21 protein-coding genes, 1 tRNA gene and 1 other RNA gene are annotated in these 18,148 nt (G+C 59.0%); 3 read left to right on the plus strand and 20 right to left on the minus strand.

Translation table 11 applies throughout. From position 1 onward, the window contains the following. Nucleotide 1: 1 nt before the first annotated feature. From VGL38_05595 to lpxK, 20 genes are all read right to left on the minus strand, one after another. Complete coding sequence (locus tag VGL38_05595; GenBank protein HEY3294890.1) at nucleotides 2–502, minus strand: biotin/lipoyl-containing protein; 501 nt, start codon at nucleotides 500–502, stop codon at nucleotides 2–4. Continuing rightward, on the minus strand, nucleotides 499–2,004 hold the full coding sequence (locus VGL38_05600) for an acetyl-CoA carboxylase biotin carboxylase subunit (GenBank protein HEY3294891.1): 1,506 nt from the start codon (nucleotides 2,002–2,004) through the stop codon (nucleotides 499–501). The genes VGL38_05595 and VGL38_05600 overlap by 4 nt, the downstream gene beginning before the upstream one ends. After that, a complete protein-coding gene (locus VGL38_05605) occupies nucleotides 1,997–2,785 on the minus strand; it encodes an enoyl-CoA hydratase-related protein (GenBank protein HEY3294892.1) in 789 nt (262 codons plus the stop codon). Before VGL38_05605 ends, VGL38_05600 begins: the two co-directional genes overlap by 8 nt. Then, a complete protein-coding gene (locus VGL38_05610) occupies nucleotides 2,782–3,267 on the minus strand; it encodes a hypothetical protein (protein ID HEY3294893.1) in 486 nt (161 codons plus the stop codon). Before VGL38_05610 ends, VGL38_05605 begins: the two co-directional genes overlap by 4 nt. Before the next feature lie 2 nt (nucleotides 3,268–3,269). Beyond that, nucleotides 3,270–4,880 carry a carboxyl transferase domain-containing protein gene (locus tag VGL38_05615; GenBank protein HEY3294894.1) on the minus strand — a complete coding sequence of 537 codons (1,611 nt, stop codon included), beginning with the start codon at nucleotides 4,878–4,880 and terminating at the stop codon, nucleotides 3,270–3,272. A 32-nt stretch (nucleotides 4,881–4,912) separates the two neighbouring features. Continuing rightward, complete coding sequence (locus VGL38_05620) at nucleotides 4,913–5,830, minus strand: hypothetical protein (protein ID HEY3294895.1); 918 nt, start codon at nucleotides 5,828–5,830, stop codon at nucleotides 4,913–4,915. 13 nt (nucleotides 5,831–5,843) lie between these two features. Next, nucleotides 5,844–6,635, minus strand: a complete 792-nt coding sequence (locus VGL38_05625; protein HEY3294896.1) for an SDR family oxidoreductase — start codon at nucleotides 6,633–6,635, stop codon at nucleotides 5,844–5,846. Beyond that, nucleotides 6,632–7,141, minus strand: coding sequence for a hypothetical protein (locus tag VGL38_05630; protein HEY3294897.1), 510 nt, complete (start codon nucleotides 7,139–7,141; stop codon nucleotides 6,632–6,634). The genes VGL38_05625 and VGL38_05630 overlap by 4 nt, the downstream gene beginning before the upstream one ends. A gap of 8 nt (nucleotides 7,142–7,149) precedes the next feature. Beyond that, nucleotides 7,150–8,847: a single-stranded-DNA-specific exonuclease RecJ gene (gene recJ, locus VGL38_05635; protein ID HEY3294898.1), complete on the minus strand. Its 1,698-nt coding sequence runs from the start codon at nucleotides 8,845–8,847 to the stop codon at nucleotides 7,150–7,152. Between the two features lie 92 nt (nucleotides 8,848–8,939). Then, nucleotides 8,940–9,665, minus strand: coding sequence for a hypothetical protein (locus VGL38_05640; GenBank protein ID HEY3294899.1), 726 nt, complete (start codon nucleotides 9,663–9,665; stop codon nucleotides 8,940–8,942). Nucleotides 9,666–9,776: 111 nt separating this feature from the next. Next, the gene (locus VGL38_05645; protein ID HEY3294900.1) at nucleotides 9,777–10,502 is read right to left on the minus strand and encodes a class I SAM-dependent methyltransferase; all 726 of its coding nucleotides are present in this window, start codon (nucleotides 10,500–10,502) and stop codon (nucleotides 9,777–9,779) included. Between the two features lie 70 nt (nucleotides 10,503–10,572). After that, nucleotides 10,573–11,065: RNase P RNA component class A (gene rnpB / locus VGL38_05650), an RNA gene on the minus strand. Nucleotides 11,066–11,130: 65 nt separating this feature from the next. Continuing rightward, complete coding sequence (locus tag VGL38_05655; GenBank protein ID HEY3294901.1) at nucleotides 11,131–11,970, minus strand: hypothetical protein; 840 nt, start codon at nucleotides 11,968–11,970, stop codon at nucleotides 11,131–11,133. Continuing rightward, nucleotides 11,967–12,206 (minus strand): hypothetical protein, encoded by a 240-nt coding sequence (locus VGL38_05660; protein HEY3294902.1) that lies wholly within the window; start codon nucleotides 12,204–12,206, stop codon nucleotides 11,967–11,969. The genes VGL38_05655 and VGL38_05660 overlap by 4 nt, the downstream gene beginning before the upstream one ends. A gap of 133 nt (nucleotides 12,207–12,339) precedes the next feature. Further along, nucleotides 12,340–12,759 carry a ribonuclease HI family protein gene (locus VGL38_05665; protein HEY3294903.1) on the minus strand — a complete coding sequence of 140 codons (420 nt, stop codon included), beginning with the start codon at nucleotides 12,757–12,759 and terminating at the stop codon, nucleotides 12,340–12,342. A gap of 43 nt (nucleotides 12,760–12,802) precedes the next feature. Beyond that, nucleotides 12,803–12,961 carry a four helix bundle protein gene (locus VGL38_05670; GenBank protein HEY3294904.1) on the minus strand — a complete coding sequence of 53 codons (159 nt, stop codon included), beginning with the start codon at nucleotides 12,959–12,961 and terminating at the stop codon, nucleotides 12,803–12,805. Next, complete coding sequence (locus tag VGL38_05675; protein ID HEY3294905.1) at nucleotides 12,901–13,167, minus strand: four helix bundle protein; 267 nt, start codon at nucleotides 13,165–13,167, stop codon at nucleotides 12,901–12,903. The genes VGL38_05670 and VGL38_05675 overlap by 61 nt, the downstream gene beginning before the upstream one ends. A gap of 28 nt (nucleotides 13,168–13,195) precedes the next feature. Then, entirely contained in the window at nucleotides 13,196–13,924 is a 729-nt protein-coding gene (locus VGL38_05680; protein HEY3294906.1) for a C4-type zinc ribbon domain-containing protein, read from the minus strand. A gap of 205 nt (nucleotides 13,925–14,129) precedes the next feature. Continuing rightward, nucleotides 14,130–14,202, minus strand: a tRNA-Ile gene (locus VGL38_05685). 260 nt (nucleotides 14,203–14,462) lie between these two features. Beyond that, nucleotides 14,463–15,545, minus strand: coding sequence for a tetraacyldisaccharide 4'-kinase (gene lpxK / locus VGL38_05690; GenBank protein ID HEY3294907.1), 1,083 nt, complete (start codon nucleotides 15,543–15,545; stop codon nucleotides 14,463–14,465). 222 nt (nucleotides 15,546–15,767) lie between these two features. On the opposite strand from lpxK, the gene VGL38_05695 reads away from it, so the two are divergent. From VGL38_05695 to VGL38_05705, 3 genes are all read left to right on the plus strand, one after another. Beyond that, nucleotides 15,768–16,460: an HAD family hydrolase gene (locus tag VGL38_05695; GenBank protein ID HEY3294908.1), complete on the plus strand. Its 693-nt coding sequence runs from the start codon at nucleotides 15,768–15,770 to the stop codon at nucleotides 16,458–16,460. 132 nt (nucleotides 16,461–16,592) lie between these two features. Next, nucleotides 16,593–17,534 carry a DMT family transporter gene (locus VGL38_05700; GenBank protein HEY3294909.1) on the plus strand — a complete coding sequence of 314 codons (942 nt, stop codon included), beginning with the start codon at nucleotides 16,593–16,595 and terminating at the stop codon, nucleotides 17,532–17,534. A 2-nt stretch (nucleotides 17,535–17,536) separates the two neighbouring features. Next, a complete protein-coding gene (locus VGL38_05705) occupies nucleotides 17,537–18,073 on the plus strand; it encodes a type 1 glutamine amidotransferase domain-containing protein (GenBank protein ID HEY3294910.1) in 537 nt (178 codons plus the stop codon). The last annotated feature ends 75 nt before the right edge of the window (nucleotides 18,074–18,148 follow it).

The following is an 18,148-nucleotide window of genomic DNA, read 5'->3' on the forward strand; positions in this document are numbered from 1 at the left end:
GTCAGCCTTGTTCTTCCCGCACTAAGGATATGATTACCGCATCGGCATCCACAATCGCGCCCGGTGTGCCGGACGTCGCCTCGACGACTCCCGCCCGCGGCGCACGCAGCGGATGCTCCATCTTCATAGCCTCCACTACCGCAATAATCTGCCCCTCTTCCACCGCATCGCCCTTGGCCACCAGCAGTTTCACCAGTGTTCCGGGCATGGGCGCCCGCACGTCATGGGATGCCGCGCCACCGTGGGCTCCGGCGGCGCGTTCATCGGAAGGAACCGTGAATTCGAAGGTCTTGCCCGCCATCCAAATCCAGATCCGGTCTTTCGCGCGCGCTCCCCGCACCACCTGCTGGCCGCGTGAATTTCTCAGCAGCAGACGCCCCGGCGACAATTCTTCAACCGTAAACTCGTGCTCGGATCCGTCAAGGGAAATCGACGCACCTGCGGCGGAATTCTCTACTTTGAACGACACGGCGTCGCCGTTGAACAGCAATTCTCGGGTCATGCGCCGGCCCTTCCGCTTGCAATCTGCCACGGTCCCAGACTGGCCCAGGGAGAGGGGATTCCCTGCTTACCTTCTTCTGCGGCTGCCACCCGCCGGGACGTTATTCTGGTCGCAGCGAGCAGTGCGCCCGCCAGTTCCGATGCGCTCGGCGGCGAAGGCTTCCAGTTGGGAAAATACTCGTCCAGAAAATGCGTACTCAAATTCCCCACGGCAAATTCCTGATGCTTCAGCACGTCGCGCAGCAATTCCATCGCCGTGGCCACACCCAACAGCGCATACTGGTTCAGCGCCTCGCACATCTTGCGGATCGCCACGTCGCGCGTGTCGCTGTAGGAAATCACCTTCGACAGAATCGGATCGTAGTACACCGATACTTCCGCGCCTTCACGAATGCCCGAGTCTATGCGCACGCCGGGAATATGCGGTTCCTCCAGCGCCAGAATCGTCCCCGAAGACGGCAGAAAATTGCGCGCCGGGTCTTCGGCGTAGATACGGCATTCCACCGCATGGCCGCGCGCCTGAATCTGCTGCTGCGTCTTAGGCAGCGGCTCGCCTGCCGCCACGCGCAATTGCCACTCCACCAGATCCTCGCCCGTTACCATTTCCGTTACCGGATGCTCCACCTGCAAGCGGGCGTTCACTTCCAGAAAGTAAAAGTTGCCGCGGTCAAACAAGAACTCCACCGTCCCGGCATTAACATATCCCGCGGCCTTCACCACCTTCACAGCCGCGTCGCCCATGCGTTGCCGCAATTCGGGAGTCAGGATCGGCGATGGCGACTCTTCGATGATCTTCTGATGCCGCCGCTGCACCGAGCATTCGCGCTCTCCAAGGTGCACCGCGTTGCCGTGCGTGTCGCAGAAGATCTGAAACTCGATGTGGCGCGGGCGCGCAATGTATTTTTCAAGATACACCGTGCTGTCGCCGAAGGCCGAGCCCGCCTCACGCTGCGCCGCTTCCAGCGCCATCGGCAAGTCCGCTGGGTTGTGCACCACGCGCATACCTTTGCCGCCGCCGCCCGCCGCCGCTTTGATCAGCACCGGATAGCCGATCTCCTCCGCCTTCTGCAAAACAATTTTCGGCTCGGGAGTATCAAACGTCGCCCCCGGAGTCACCGGCACCTTGTGCTGCACCGCCAGCACGCGCGATTCGATCTTGTTTCCCAGCAGCGCCATCGCCTGTGCCGGAGGACCGATAAACACCAGTCCCGCCTTCGTGACGGCCTCGGAAAACTTGGGATTTTCGGAAAGGAAACCGTACCCGGGATGAATCGCCTCGGCACCCGTCTGTTTCGCCGCCGCGATAATGCGTTCGCTATTCAGATAGCTTTCACCGGGCGGCGGTGCGCCGATCAGTACGGCTTCGTCGGCCAGCTCCACGTGGCGCGCGCGACTGTCCACGTCACTATACACCGCCACGGTGCGAATGCCCATCTCGCGGCAGGTGCGGATGACGCGCACGGCGATCTCGCCACGGTTCGCTATGAGGACCTTCTTAAACATGCGTTACCCAGGTTGGTTTCCGCTTCTCGAGGAACGCCGCCATGCCTTCCTGCCCCTCCTCCGACATCCGCTGCGTGGCAATCCGCCTCGCCGTAAACTCTTTAGCCAAATCCAGCGGCATTCCCGGCACCGCATGCAGCAGCTCTTTGGTGACGCGCAGCGCCTGCGAGCCGCAGCGTCCAAACTGCTCCGTGTATTCGCTCACCGCCTCATCTAAAGCCGCCACCTCAACCACCCGATTCGCCAGCCCAATCTCCAGCGCTCGCGGCGCGGTCACCTGCATTCCGGTGAGGAACACTTCCCGCGCGCGCCCTTCGCCGATCTTGCGAATCACAAACGGCGAAATCGTCGCCGGTACCAGGCCGATCCGCACTTCGCTGAAGGACAGCACCGCATCATCCGCCATCACCACAAAATCCCCGCAGGCTACAAGTCCCGCCCCACCGCCGAATGCCCCTCCCTGCACCCGCACAATGGTCGGACAGGGAAACGCATACAGCGCATGAAACATGTCAAACAGCCGCCGTGAGTCTTCGAGATTGGCTTCCAGCCCCGCGTCCTTCAATCCACCCATCCAGTGAAAATCGGCTCCCGCGCAAAACGTCTGCCCTTCCGCCGCAACAATCAACGTGCGGATTTCCGTCTCCGCCGCCAACTCTTGCAGCGCGCGGGTAATCTCGGCAATCAGTTCCGCATTGAAGGCATTGCGGATTTCCGGCCGCGCCAGCGTCAGCCGTCGCGCCGCCGCCGTGCCGTCGATCTTCACCAGATTGAAACTCACGCCTTGCTCCGGCGCGGGGCCACCTGCAGCAGCGCAGCCTGCAACCGCTCAGGGTTATCGCTGCCGATCAGATAGCGGCGTCCGTTGATCACTACCTGCACACCCCGCCCCAGTTTGGCGTTATACACCCACTGTCCCCCCACGAAGTGCAGCCCGATGCCGTACCACATGGGAATGTGCGCGATCTCGCCGACCTGCACTCTGTCCGCCGGAACTCTCCGGTGCCAGATCAGAAAGCCAAACCGGAAGTCCGTCGTCGTCACTGCAATGTTCAGCCGCGAAAATCCCCACATCGCTCCTATCGCGAGTACCAAAGCGGCCGCGATGCTTGCAAGGTCTTCGGGCCTGCTTTTCGAGGGGTCGACTCCGGACAGCAACGCCGTTGCCACCAGCCCCACCGCCACTACCAACGCAATGACATTGAGCAGCCAGAAGGACTGATGCTCTTCATAAACCGTCGTGCCGGGAAGTGTGGTTTCCATAGTTACATCCTGTAGACGCCCGGCCGGTAATCGGGCACGGGCTTGTTGGACGCCATCGCAATTCCCAGGGCGAGGGCTTGTCGCGTATCCACCGGATCCAGAATCCCGTCATCCCACAGCCGCGCCGTGGAATAATAGGGGTTGCCTTCGAATTCGTATTTCTCCAGAACGGGACGGCGAATCGCCTCCGCCTCTGTGGCCGTTAATTCCTTGCCCTTGGCGCGCAGTTGCTCCTCTTTCACCTGCACTAAGACGCCTGCTGCCTGCTCGCCGCCCATCACGCTGATCCGCGCGTTGGGCCACATCCACAACAGCCGGGGCAGATACCCGCGCCCGCACATGGCATAATTTCCCGCGCCGTACGATCCGCCCACCATCACCGTGTACTTCGGCACGTCGGCGCAGGCCACGGCATGCACCATCTTCGCGCCGTCCGAGGCAATGGCCCCATGCTCATACTGCTTGCCCACCATAAAGCCGGTGATGTTCTGCAGGAAGAGCAACGGAATCTTCCGCGTGCCGCACAGTTCGACAAAATGCGCGCCCTTTTTGGCCGACTCGCCGAATAGAATCCCGTTGTTGCCGATGATGCCGACCAGATAGCCGTGAATCCGCGCAAACCCGCACACCAGCGTCGTTCCGTAGCGCGCCTTGAATTCCTGAAAGCGCGACCCGTCCACCATGCGGGCAATCACCTCGCGCATGTCGAACGGCTTGCGCAAATCAGAGGGCACCACGCCGTACAATTCCATCGGATCGTACGCCGGCTCTTCGGGAGCCACACGGTCGAATTCGAAGCGCGGATTCGGTCCCAGACCTTCCACAATCGAACGCACAATCGAAATCGCGTGATCGTCGTCCTCGGCAAAGTGATCCGCCACGCCGGAAATCCGCGTGTGCACGTCCGCCCCGCCCAGTTCTTCCGCCGTCACTTCCACACCCGTAGCCGCCTTCACCAGCGGCGGTCCGCCGATAAAAATCGTTCCCGTCCCCTTGACAATCACGGTCTCATCGGACATTGCCGGCACGTAGGCCCCGCCCGCCGTGCAGCTTCCCATCACCACGGCAATTTGCGCGATTCTCTCCGCGCTCAGCCGTGCCTGGTTGTAAAAGATCCGCCCGAAGTGTTCCTTGTCGGGAAAGGTTCCCGCCTGTTCGGGGAGAAAAATTCCGCCGCTGTCCACCAGATACACGCACGGCAGGCGGTTTTCCATGGCGATCTCCTGCGCACGGATGTGTTTCTTGATCGTCATCGGAAAATAGGTGCCGCCCTTCACCGTGGCATCGTTGGCCACCACCAGAATCTCCCGCCCGTGCACCACGCCGACTCCCGTCACCATCCCCGCCGAAGGAGCCTCATCATCGTACATGCCGCTGGCGGCCAGCGGAGAGAACTCCAGAAACGGAGTATCCGGATCGAACAACTTCTCCAGCCGTTCCCGCACCGGCAGCTTGTTCCGTTCCCGGTGGCGGTCAATGCTCGCCTTCGGCCCGGCAGCCGGCTGCAACCTCGACAACCGCGCGCGCAGGTTCTCGACCAGAGTCTTCATCGCGGCGACATTCGCCTGAAAGTCAGGATCCGCCGTGCGGATGTTGGTTTGAATTTTCTGCAAGGGCCGGTAGGTTGGAAAAGTAAGTTTAGAACTTAGTGTGGTGTGGTGTCATCATCGGTCGCATGGCCGACCGACGGCGGCGCCGGAACATCCAGTCGCGGCGCGGCATCACTCCCCGTGCCTGTCAGCGTCAAACCGGCATCTCCGTAGCCTAGGCGCACGACGTCCAGCGGCGGCACGGTCGAAGACCGGTAGCACATTACGGTCGCGCCGTCCGTTCCCGAGCCGCGAAACTTGCTCACGGCAAACGTCCCGGAATACAGTTTAAGCTGATCCTGCCCCTCTTCGGTCGGCTTGTCCGCCGCGTCGTAATCCAGCTCGTTGTTAGGGAGAGCAAAACTCAGAGCCTTGAGTTCGCCGCCGTCCACCCGGTACAATGCGCGGTGCACGGTCTTGATATCCCCGGCGGAGGGAACAATCAGATCGTATTCCACCGTCGTGGGCTCGCCCTCAACGGTCTGAAAAACCGCTTGCAGCCATTCCGCATCCCGCCCCATCCATTCGGAAGAGCCAAGATAGTAGACGGTGAGTCGCGCTTCCACCGCGCCATACGAGCCGACTTTTTCATCCCACGGCGTAAGCTGATACTGCGCATACGCGCCGATCTCTGTGGCGTTCAAATGCCCGCGGTACAGCAATCGGCGCAGCCACAGATTGGCCAGCGCCACCGCGCCCGAATTGGGAGCGGCCGTCACCGTGGGAACCGTATCCGGCGCTGCGGGTATCTCATCATCATTGTTGAGTTGCCGTGGCTTCTCCGAGTCCGGATTCGCCGCGTTTCCCCCGGCGGAATCCGGCTTCAGGGAATCGGCGGGAACAGGATGGGTCGTATCCGGCACCGCAACTTGCGCCGTGTCCGGAGTCAGGTCATACTGGGCATACGCCGTTCGCGTGCCCAAAGCAAGCAGCACGGCGCAGCAGAAAATGGCAAACAGGAGTGTCTTTTTCATAGGAACCTTGGCCTCACCACAGCGATTGCACGCGCCCGCCATCGATGCAGATGGTTTGCGCGGTAATGTACGATGCCCGGGGAGAAAGCAGAAACGCGCATAGAGGAGAAAACTCGTCAAGGTCCCCGAGGCGTTTCATCGGAATTTCCTCGGTAGACAGCGCGCGCACCTCTTCCAGCGTCTTTCCGGTGCGCGCGGCAAAAGCCGCATCCAATTCCTGCGTACGCTCGGTCAAAATCCGCCCGGGCGCTACACTGTTGACACGTACATTCTTATCGGCGACTTCGTTTGCCAGATAACGGAGAAATCCCACCAGTCCGGGCCGGATCGAATTCGACGTCGTCAAATTCAGGATCGGCTGCTTGACCGTGGTCGAGACAATCGCCAGAATGGACCCTCCACCCTGCGCAATCATTCCCGGCACCACCAGTTTGCACAGCCGCACCACCGACATGAACACCAGGTCAAAGGAGTGCTGCCACTGCTCATCGGTGATAGCCAGCGGCGCTCCCGCCGGAGGCCCGCCACAGTTGGTTACCAGTCCGTCAATCCGCCCGTAAGCTTTCAACGTCTGGCTGACCATCTCATCCAAATCCTGCGGCGCCTTCAGATCGGCCACGCAGGTCTGGAAATCCTCCAGTTTCTCATCCCACAATCTCTGCGCGGCATCGGCCAGATGGCTCGCGTTGGAACTGGAGAGCATGACCCGTCCGCCTTCCCTCAGCAGTTCCCTTGCAACGCCAAAGCCGAGTCCCTTGGACGCGGCGGTGACGAGAAAACTCTTGCCGGTAAGGTCGAGCTTCAAAAGGTCGCCTTGGTGGTTATTTTGATCACAACAGCGGTCGTCTTGCCTTCGATGACATTCACCGCGCCCTGCACATTCGCGCCGTTCCAGCCGTTGGCATACCACCCCTTGTTGTCTTCCACATAGACGCTATACCAGCCCGGAGGCGTCGCCATCGAGAAGGCTCCCGCCGAGTCGCAAACCGTCTCCGCCACCATCGCCGTGGGAATCGAATCCCGATGGGCCGTCACCATACCGCCATCCCCCACCACGGGAAGATAGGCGCGCACGCGCCGTCCTGCGCCGGGCTTGATCTGACTCTTCGCCTTCGCCGGATCGACCATCGGCATGAAGTTGCCTTCCCAGATCTCTACCCGGCCCGATATTCCCTGCGAGTCCTTTGCCGCAATCGTCACGGCGCTATCCACCCCATGCGACTGCTTCTCTTTGGCCTGTTTGTGTCCCATGGCGAGGGACAAGGCGGTGAGACCCAGCAGCAGCAAAAAGAACGGGAGTCCGCGTTTCATAGCCCTCCTCAGCGAATGTCCTTGATTCTCAGTTGCACCGTCTTGCGGCCGTTGTATTCGTTCTCTTCGACCGCATACACCATCTCGATCGGCCGTCCGCCCCCGGTCACGCGGTCAATATTGTGGCCAAGGTTGAAGCCGATGGCTTCAAAGGCCACGCCGCCCTGCCCCGCGCGGAACTTGAGGTGATTGGAGCCCACAATCCGCGGACTGTCCAGTATGTCCAGACCCCGGGAGAAGAAATTCGGACGGTTGTTCTTCGGCCCGAACGGCGCAAACCGCTTGAGCGAAGCCACCACGTCCGGCGTGATCTCGTCCAGTGAAATCTCGCTCTCGATCTTGATCTTCGGCACAAGGTCCTCTTCGGGGATAATCTCCCGGCAGACCAGTTCGAAGCGCCGCTTGAACTCGGGAATATTCTCCGCCGCGATGGTCAAACCCGCCGCATACTTATGGCCGCCGAACTGCAGCAGCAGATCGCCGCAGGCTTTCAGCGCCTGATAGATGTCGAATTTGGCAATCGCCCGCGCCGATCCCTTGCCCTGCCCGTTCTCGATGGTAATCATTACCGTCGGACGGTAGTAGCGTTCGATCAGCCGTGAAGCCACGATGCCGATCACGCCCGGATGCCAACCCTCGCGCGCGAGCACCAGCGAGCGTGCTTCCAGAGGATTGATGGTCATCTCGATTTCGCGCACCGCTTCTTCCAGCGTGGCGTTGTCGATATCCTTGCGGCGGCGGTTCTCGTCTTCGAGCACCTGCGCAATCTGCCTCGATGAGGAACGGTCGCGCGTGGTCAGCAGTTTCACCGCCCGCAGCGCGCTGCCCAGGCGGCCCACCGCATTGATCCGCGGCGCAATGCCGAACACAATGTCGCCGACTTCGATCTTGCCCGCCTTGATGCACGCCGTTTCGATCAGCGCCGCCAGGCCCACTTCGGGCATGTTATTGATCTTTTCCAAACCGAGCTTCACGAACACGCGGTTCTCGTCCACCAGCGGCACGATATCCGCCGCGCTGCCGAGGGCCACGAGGTCCATGTACTTCTCGGTGTATTCATTCTCCAGATTCAGCTTCTGGATAATCCCCTGGGCAATCTTATACGCCACGCCCACGCCCGACAATTCCTTGAACGGGTAGCCGCAGCCTTCACGCTTGGGGTCGCACACCGCATGAGCCTCGGGAATCGCATCCCCCGGCTCGTGGTGATCGGAGATAATCAGGTCAATGCCCAGCGCCGTGGCAACTTTGGCCTCCTTGATCGAGGTGATGCCGCAGTCCACGGAGATGATCAGGCTGGCGCCGGATTTCTGAAGTTCGAGAATTCCCAGTTCGGAAATTCCATAGCCCTCATTCTGCCGGTCGGGGATGTACGGAATGACATCACCCCCGAGGTCCTTGAGAATCAGGTAGAGCATCGAAGCCGACGTGATACCGTCCACGTCGTAATCGCCGTAAATGGCGATCCGCTCGCGCTGCCCGAGCGCCTTGACAATCCGGTCCACCGCTTTGTCCATATCGAGCATCAAAAACGGGTCGTACAGGTGGGACGTGTTCGGGTTAAAGAACCGGTCCACCTGTTCGGCAGTATCGATGCCGCGATTGATCAAAATGCGGCTGACGGCGTAGGGAATATTTGACTGTCGGCTTAGGCTCTCAATCTCCTCATGGGGCCGGCTTTCCACCAGTTCCCATTTTGATTGCATGTCTGGTCCTGTATTTTATTCAACAAAAAAATCATGGATAGGTGACCGATTCGTAGATCCGTTTGTACAGTCCAATAATAGTGTAACGCCGCCTATTTTTCCTTCATCGTTCCTACGACCAGATACCAGACGCTGTCACGCCGTGCATAAAACGAGAAGTCATCGGCATAGAACCGCGGATTCGCACATCCCAGCTCGCAGCAACCACCGTGAAAGAAATCGTCAAAATCCGTGACCGTTTCCACGCCGTCGTAATTCCATCCCCACAAACTGTCCCGGCGGAACATAAAGAACGGCTGGTCATTCACATAGTGATAATCGAATGTTTCCGAGCAGTGATATTTGTCGCTCAAGAACTCGCCATCGGCAATGATCTGAAAACCCTTGCCGCGCTCCTCATTTGAACGGGTATCATCCGCCGGTTTATAGTCCCACGTTTCGATCCACCAGTGTCCGGTGCGATAGTACATCCCGGGAGCTTCCGTCACCATACAGTCGCGGAAACCGTAAAGCACGGTGTCGTTGCGCAGCAGTGTGTAGAGGGGACAATGAGTCTGCGTGCTGCCTTGCCACTCTCCGCGCCGCTTCCAGACGTTTCCCGCCTCATCTGTGAACGGGGAAAATGATTGCCCTTTCTTTTCGGGACTATCCCGAATCGGTTCCGTCAGGGTATCGAGAAGATCAAGCACGGTTTCCGGATCGTGATAGACTCCGTGCAGGTCCCGGCTGGGTTTGCCGACATACATTTCGAATTCAATCCATCCCGGCTCCCAGTACCCGTACACCGAGTCTCCCCACACTTTCTCTACTCGGGGCAAACGGAAGGTCTCAATTTTCAACCGGCTTGCAGTGGAATCTGCCGCCGCTATGGAGCAGAGAGCAATTGTTGCAAGTAAGAGAGCCGTCAGTCGCATGGATGAGACGCCCCGTTAATTTGCTTTGCACAGCACGTAGATTACCCACGGCGCGACCGTCATTTCGTTGACGTACTCGCAGGAGTCTTCCGTTCTTCCCAGCGGCCTGTACACCTCTACAACCTCGAGCCCCGCCAACTCATAGGTCTCGCGATAGGCCTCATCCGGCCACAGAATGTCATGCACGGGTCGGCGGTCCACCACGTCGTTCATGATCGTGTACACCGAATCCCCGCGCCGGGCCGTCTTGTTCCCCGGAAAACAGCTCGTCTTGAAGGAGGCCCAATCGTGCGTGTAAATCTCCGGTGCGGACACCAGACTGATGATCCGGCCCTCCGGTCCGAGCAGGTCTTTCAGCCCGCGAAACAGCGCCACCTTGGTTTCCAGCAGGGGAATATTGTCGAATGTGAACACGGAGATCACGAGGTCATAAGCCGCAGGACCGAGTTCCCGCAATCCACCCACACCGGCCAGCCGGTAATCCCCTTGCGGATCCCGTTCCCGTGCCAGTGTGAGCATGTCCTCGGAAATGTCGATCCCCACCGCGTCAAATCCGAGGGACTTCACAAATCGCGTCGAACGCCCCGCGCCGCAACCGAAGTCCAGCGCCTTCGATCCCTTCACGTGCGCACGTATAATCTGCGGCAAATCCCGGTAGGCTAAGTAATAGGTCCCCGGAAACTCCAGCGCCGCATACGCCTTCGCCCGCTCCGCGTCTTCATAGACGTTCACAAACCCCACCGCCATCTCCTATGTCTGAAGGGCGGCGTCTCGCCGCGTTTCATCCTTCATCCTTCCGCCTTCATCCTTTTCTTCGAGTTCGCCGGTAAGCCGAATTCTGTTCCCAAATCTCGCCGGATGGATCCATAGATCCGCCCGGCGGATCGGGCGACGATCATCTGTCTGGGGTGGCCATTACTGACCACCTCGATGCGACCTACCCGCCGCCACTTGTGCCCCACGGGCCGCGAGGACTGACGGCTTACTTGGTCTTGCTCCGGACGGGGTTTACCCTGCCGTTCCTGTTGCCAGAAACGCGGTGCGCTCTTACCGCACCTTTTCACACTTACCGAAAGACGAAATTAGAAATGAAAAATTAGAAACGATAAACAGGAATGAACGTCTGCACGCATTCTCTTTTTAGTTTTTCATTTTTGATTTTTAATTTCGTCTTCCGGCGTTATTTTTTCTGTGGCACTTTCCGTTGCGTCGCCGCACCCGGCCGTTAGCCGGCGTCCTGCCCTATGGAGTTCGGACTTTCCTCGACGAAGATCTCTCCCCGCCGCGATCGCCTGGCGAACTCGAAATCTACATTTGGCGGCCCCCGCCGCCACTTATCCCTTATCCTTAAGCCCTTATCCCTTCTTCTTCAAACTCCCGGCAGCGGTGATGCCTTCTGCATAGCATTGATCCGCTCCAGTTCGCCGGAGGAAAGCCCGATCTGCTCGCGCAGGAACTTCTCCACTTCCTGCCACGGCTGCAAGATCGCCTGCTCCTCCTGCCCGAGAGCTTCGTCCCGCGTCATCTGGCCCGCATTGATCATATTGCAGTAACCCATGCAGTCCTGCGTGCAGCCCACGGTCTTGACAAAGAAGAAGTTCACGACCTGATGCAGCGTGCAGTCCGACCGCCACGTCGTCACATGCCCGACCGGCTTCTCCCACCCCAGTTCACGCTGAATGGTCTCTTTAAGCTTCTGCCGCTCCCACGGCAGATAATCAAAGACGCTGACTTCCTGAATCGCCGGATTCTTCAACTTCGGCTCGGCCCGTCCGAACAGCGGGTTGCCGCTCACGGGAAACTCCAGCCGCTGCATGAACGAGAAGTATTCGGTCTTGTAAAAATTGACGTCCGCCAGCTTGTTCCAGCGGGACTTCAACATCCCCTGCAACGCCTTGCGTCGCACCTTCTCCGTGGATTCCGCCGCCGATGTTCCCCACAAAATCAGCGGCACGCCGTGCTTCTCGGCTTCGATATAAACCGCGCTGTGATAACCGTACGCACACTGGCGGCAGAAGCCCCGCGCCATTTCCGCCAGCCCCAGCGGCACCGAAGCCTTGGTATTGGACCGCACAATGCTCGTCGCAACATCTTTCTTCGAACGCACGACGGAAAGATCCACCCCGAGTGCCTTGCAGGCGCTGCGCATGTTCTTTGCCGCCTGCGGGTTGACAAACTCGTTGTCGTGGTTCACGGCCAGCGGATTCAACCGTACACCTTCTTCGCAAGGTAAAGCACATAGGTGCTGTCCCGCCCGCCGCTCAGCGGCACCACACTGTCATATCCGGAAGCCGTCTTCTTGCTCTTGGACAGCAGCGCAGAGAAGGCCGCTTCGCCTGCCAGCACCTGTGGCACGTAGCTGCGGCAGAGAGAGCATTTGCCCTTTTCATCAAAGGTGATTCCCGGAACCGTGTCCGGCATAATACAGGAAGTACAACGCTTCATGGTCTCTCCATGCAGTGTAAGTGAAGTGCGGCCCGGCTCGAACGCCTGACGCGATGCCGAAGCGGATTCGACCGGAACCAGAAGTGCAATAACTCGAAAACAATGGACAGAACGAACGGCTCGCGGGGATGGCTTACGCCTTGTCCAGCGCCATATTCACCATCCGGTCCGCGTCCCTGTTCTCCTCGCGGGGAACATGCTTGATGCGCAGCACAAACGGCACGTGGCGTTTGACAAGCTGCACCTGATCGTAGAGTTCCCGCAGCCGCGGTTCCTTGATCTTCCACTCGCCGATCACCTGCATCACAATCAGCTTGCTGTCGCAGTGCACCCGCAGCGTCTTTGCGCCGGATTCCCGCAACGCGGGATTCTGTCCCACCACTTCCAGCAGCCGGATCAGCGCCCGGTACTCCGCTTCGTTGTTGGTGCCGTGCCCGATGCACCGCCCTTCTTCGAAGAGCAGCTTCCCGTCACTGTCTTTGACCACCACTCCAATCGCCGCGGGCCCCGGATTCCCTCGGGCGCCGCCATCAATATGCGCTATTAAATCCAAGGATGAAGGCGGAAGGATGAAGGATGAAGCAGCGTCCCGAATATCATGCGGATGCTTTCTGTTTGACTTTTTTGGTCACGGTCACGATAATCGCCGTTAGCTGGTCGGCCTCTTCCTGCAACGGTTTCAAATTCTTGGGATTCACGATTGCAGTGTCTGCCAACAGTTCCATCCAGTAGGCGGTTTCGTCAAGTTCTTGCAATGCGCCTTCCATCTTGGAAATGAAATCCGCATTAGACTTTGCTGGCAAGCTTCGCGATATTGCGCGCCCATGGATGTTCCAGACCGCAGAATTTGCCGTCCCAACACATGCGCGGGATCGGTCTTAGGCAATGCCATGTACAGACGGATGATGCGGTGGGCAAATTGCCGTGTGCGATCACGCAGACTCTGGATGTCTTCCTTCATCCTTCATCCTTCCGCCTTCAGCCTTTTCTTAAGGAACAATAATCCGCCCGCAGGTCTCGCAAAGCACGATGTCCATCAGCTTGCGGATGTTGACCTGAGTCTGCGGGGGGATCACGGCAAAGCAGCCGCCACAGGCGCTATCGGTTATATGGGCCACGCCGCGGCCATCCTTGGCCTTGCGGATGCGCTCATAGTGGGCGTACAGCGGTTTCATGATCTTGGCCACGACGGCGTCCCGGCGCTGCATGAGCTGCCGCTCATCCTCGGCGGTCTCGGAAAGCTTCTCCTGCAGATCGGCATTCTTCACCTTATGCTCGGCGCGCACCGAAGTCAGATCCGTGTGGCGTTCATCGAGCAGGCGTTCCAGTTCGGCCTTGCGGGCAGTCGTCGCCGTAATGGCCGTCTCGCAACGGGTGATCTCCTCTTTCACAAAAGTGAGTTCCGCCGTTACCGCATCGTACTCGCGCGTGTTCTTCACCGCGTAGAGCTGCTGCTGGAGCTTCTTCTGCTTGTCCAGTGCCTCTTCCAGCTCCTTCCGGCGGTCAATAATCGCCTTCTCGCCGTCTTGAAGTTCGGCCGTACGGCTCTCCAAAAAGGCTTCACTCTCGACGATACTGCTATTCAGCCGCTCAACTTCTTCGGGCAAATCGCCGCGTTCCATGGCGATGTCTTTCAACTCATCGTCAATCTGTTGAAGTTCCGTAAGAAGCTTGACCGCGTCGCGGACCTTGTTCTCCAAACCGACTTCGTTACTCACGTTTCCTCATCAAGGTTGGTTTATCGGTAAAAGCCAAAAAAAAGGTGTGCCAGTAATCCCATGCACACCTCACACCTCGTCATCCGCCTGACACAAGCAGTCGCAACGTACCCCGAACAGAGTAAGCAGCGGCGACGTCGTCTAAGCATTTCAAGACAAGGAACATTTGGCAACTTCATAAAGCTTGGGATGCTGTGATCACTCGTGGGCCCTCCAGGATTCGAACCTGGGACCGACGGATTATGAGTCCGCTGCTCTAACCGCTGAGCTAAGAGCCCTGTCCCGACAGAAGGCCACCGCCTCCCCGCAAGGCCCCACCTGTCGTACCGTTTCCACCCTCCGCGCACGGTCCCAGACCCCCGCTGAATGTGGAAAAGCAGCCTAACACGCGCCCGAGAGCAGCCGCCACAGCTAATCTTTAAAATATACGAAACATGGCGGCAATGTCAAGGGGACAAACCACTCTTCAATAGCGCTTATTTACACAAATAACAACGATTAGATGAATCAATCGAATGGATAGTCTCCTCTCGGCATATTACTCCACCTTGCCCAGAGCCTTTTGGATAATCGGCCTCAGGAGAATTTCTATCTTTTCACGGTGTACAAAATCCAGCCGCAGATCCGCCACCAGTACCGGAATATCATACGGCCAGGTTCGGATCCGTGTGCGGTCCTTGCCTGTGGTTAACACATAATGCGCACCCGCACTCTGAGCAGCATTTGCCACGCGAGCCAGTTCCTTCTGGGTAAAGCGGTGGTGGTCCCCAAAGGCCTCGCCGCCCAGCACATTCAATCCCTTGGCAATCAACATATTATAGAAGCGGGAAGGCCGGGCAATGGAGGTCAGCAGATAGACAGGTGTGGATAACTCTGTGGATAACTCGGTCGGCAGGGTCAGTTTGGGAATCGCCGCCGCGAAGGGCTTGCCATACCTCTTGGCTACCTGCTCGGCGGCCAGAAAGTCCTTGCCAACGCCGATAATCGCCGAGGCGCGCTCTAAGGCCCGGATTCCTTCCCGCAGCGGCCCGGCAGGCAGCACCTTGCCATTCCCGAAGGGATGCGCACCATCCAGCAGCACAAGGTCCAAGTCCCGCGCCAGCCTCCGATTCTGAAAGCCGTCATCCAGCAGCAGGATCTTCGACCCGAATTTCGACACGGCAAAGACTGCCGTTTTGTTCCGATTGACATGCACCAGCACGGCCAGTTTCGGCACTGCCTGTTTGATCAGCAGCGGTTCATCCCCGGTGCGGTGGTAGTCCGAATCCGTATCCACCACCACCATATCGCTGGTGGCCCTCCCGAATCCCCGGCTGAGGATCGCAACGGCATTAGGCTCTGCCAATGCCGGCTCAAGGTCTGCAAGCATCTGCGCCAGAGCGATCGTGCAGGGCGTTTTGCCTGTGCCTCCCACTACAATGTTCCCCACAGAGATCACCGGTGCGGGCGCGTGAAAAACGTGCATCGCATCGAAGACACGATGGTAAACATCCGCGGCAGGCCCATAAAGGGCCGCCAGAGGCACAGTCAGCAGCGCCGGCCAGGCCGGACGATCCAGTGGAAACTCCGCCGTAAAGGAAGAGCGCGAGAGGAGGTGATCGGGTAGGTTCAGTACTTGCAATAGTGAAACCGTAGCAGGTGGGAGTCAGTTTCAAGGAGAGTCTGTCGGGCCCCAGCGGCACCAAAGCCGCGGCCTGTCGCAAAAGGCTAATTTACAGTTTGATGGACAACTCTAAGATAGGAGTCTCGCAGCGAATTGTCAAGGGTGAACGCCGTGGGAGTCTCTTGATTTTCTGCTCGCCTTGTCATAGATTGTTGCTAACTCAATTGTTCAGGGATTCTTGTGAAGCTTCTAATCTTCGATATCGACGGGACTCTCACGCACTTGGATGGGGCCACACGGCGGGCTTTCGATGCCGCCTATGTCAAAGTCTTCGGAATGCATGCGGCCGTCGACCGCCTCCAACTCCATGGCCGCACCGATCCGATCATTTTCCGCGAACTCCATGAACTCTCCGGCCTGAGTGGCACTCCGGAGGACAACTTTGCCCGCTTCCGAGAGGTCTACCTCGAAGAATTGCCGGCCTCTATCGCCGCCACCCCCAAAGCCAAGGTGCTGCCCGGAGTCATCGACCTCCTCGAGGCCCTTAAAGTCCGGGAAAACACGGCGGCCCTCGCCCTCGGCACCGGCAACATGGAGGCAGGGGCGCGGCTCAAGATCGGTTTCTTTGGCTTGAACTCCTATTTCCCGGTCGGCGGTTTCGGCGACGTCCATCACCGCCGACTCGATATTCTGCACGATGCGCTGCGCAACGCTTCAGCCTTCTATCACCGGGACTTTGCCCCTGAGGACACATGGGTCATCGGGGACACCATCCATGACATCGAAGGCGGCAAATTGGCCGGATTGATGACGATGGGCGTGGCCACCGGCGGAGCCTTTACGGCGGAGGATCTGAGAGTATCCAATGCGGACGTCGTGTTCAATGATCTGTCCGATACGGCAGCCGTCCTGTCAGCCTTCGGGCTTGATTAAGCCCAACCGGCACAGCCCCTTTTTTGTGAACTTGACCGCGGCCGGAGGCCGTCAGCAATCTTTCGAACATCCCATAGTCCCGGCGAAGCCCTCGCTCGCCCATCTACAGCCGAAGAGAGTTCACCGCGCCGGATGATGCCGCAGTTTCGCAGAACCGTTTTCAGCCTGATGCTGCTGCATGTGGCTATCAGTTCGGGCGGCTATCTGTTTGTAAAGGTCGGACTCGCCGAATTCTCGTCCTTGGCCTTCGCCTTCTGGCGCTTTGTCATCGGCCTGGCCGGCCTGCTCACCGCCACGGTTGTCCTGAAAGCCTGGCCGAGGATTGACCGCAAGGATTGGCCGCGCGTCCTGCTGCTCGGCGCGCTGGCGGTACCGGCCAATCAACTGTTCTATCTGGTGGGCATGAAACACTCGGTACCGTCCCACGCATCGCTGATCTACGGTGCTACGGCGGTCATCGCCCTCGTGCTCTCCACCGTCCTCGGCTATGAAAAGCTGCAACGGTTCAAAGTCGTCGCCATCAGCGTGTCCGTTCTCGGACTGGTGCTGGTGGTCACCTCCAGCCGCACGCCGATTCTCGGCACCGAGAATTTCGGCGGCGATGCGCTCATCACCGTCAGCATGTTTGCCTGGGCCGGGTACACCGTGTTCGCCAAGCCATTAGTCGCCAAGTACGGCGCGGTGCAGGCCACCCTCGCCTGCCTGATGGTCGGAACGTTGATGGGGCTGCCCTTTCTGATCAAACCCGCCCTCGCGCAGGACTATTCCATCCTGACGTGGCGCGGGTGGATCGGCACCGCCTACTCGGGTATCATGAGCACCTGTATTTCATATACGGTCTGGTTCGCGCTGCTCAAGCGCGTGGACCCCTCGCAGGTGGCCATCATGACCACCCCGCAGCCGGTGGTCACCACGGCCCTCTCGGTGTTGATTCTCGGAGAAGCTCTCAGCCTGCCGCTGATTACCGGCGGCCTGCTGGTCATCGGCGGAGTCCTGCTCATGCAGGCTCCCGTCCTGCTTGCAAATCGTCGCGTCGCTGAACTATTAAAAAGAACCCATCTCGCCAAGGAGTAATCATGAACTTAAAGAAAGCCGTATTCGCCGTGCTCATCGAGCAGGATTATCAGGACATGGAAGTGTGGTACCCCGTCTATCGCCTGCGGGAAACCGGCGCCGAAGTGCTGCTCGTCGGCACAGGCAGCGCCGACGTCTACAAAAGCAAGCATGGCTACCCGGCCACCGTAGACCGCACCGCCGATCAGATCAAGGAATCCGAGTTGGCCGGGCTGGTGATCCCCGGCGGCTGGGCTCCCGATAAGCTCCGCCAATCCAGTTCCATCCGCAACCTCGTGCGCGACATGTTCCGCAAGAACAAACCTGTGGCTTGTATCTGTCACGGCGGCTGGGTACTCGCCTCGGCGGAAGTCTTAAAGGGCCGGGAGGTCACCAGCTATCCGGGCATCAAAGATGATATGATCAACGCCGGCGCCAAATGGCACGATGCCGAAGTGATCGTGGACGGCAATCTGGTCACCTCCCGCCGTCCCGATGACCTCCCCGCGTTCATGCGCGAGTTCGTCGGCCTGTTCCATATGGCAGAAGTCGAAGCATAATCGGTCCGTAGCCGCGCAGGGCTGCCTTGCGCGGCTACGTTCCCTTTTCAGTATTTCAGCGTTTCAGCCTTTCAG

The organism is bacterium (assembly GCA_036504735.1).
In the GTDB taxonomy this organism is placed as follows: domain Bacteria; phylum Electryoneota; class RPQS01; order RPQS01; family RPQS01; genus DASXUQ01.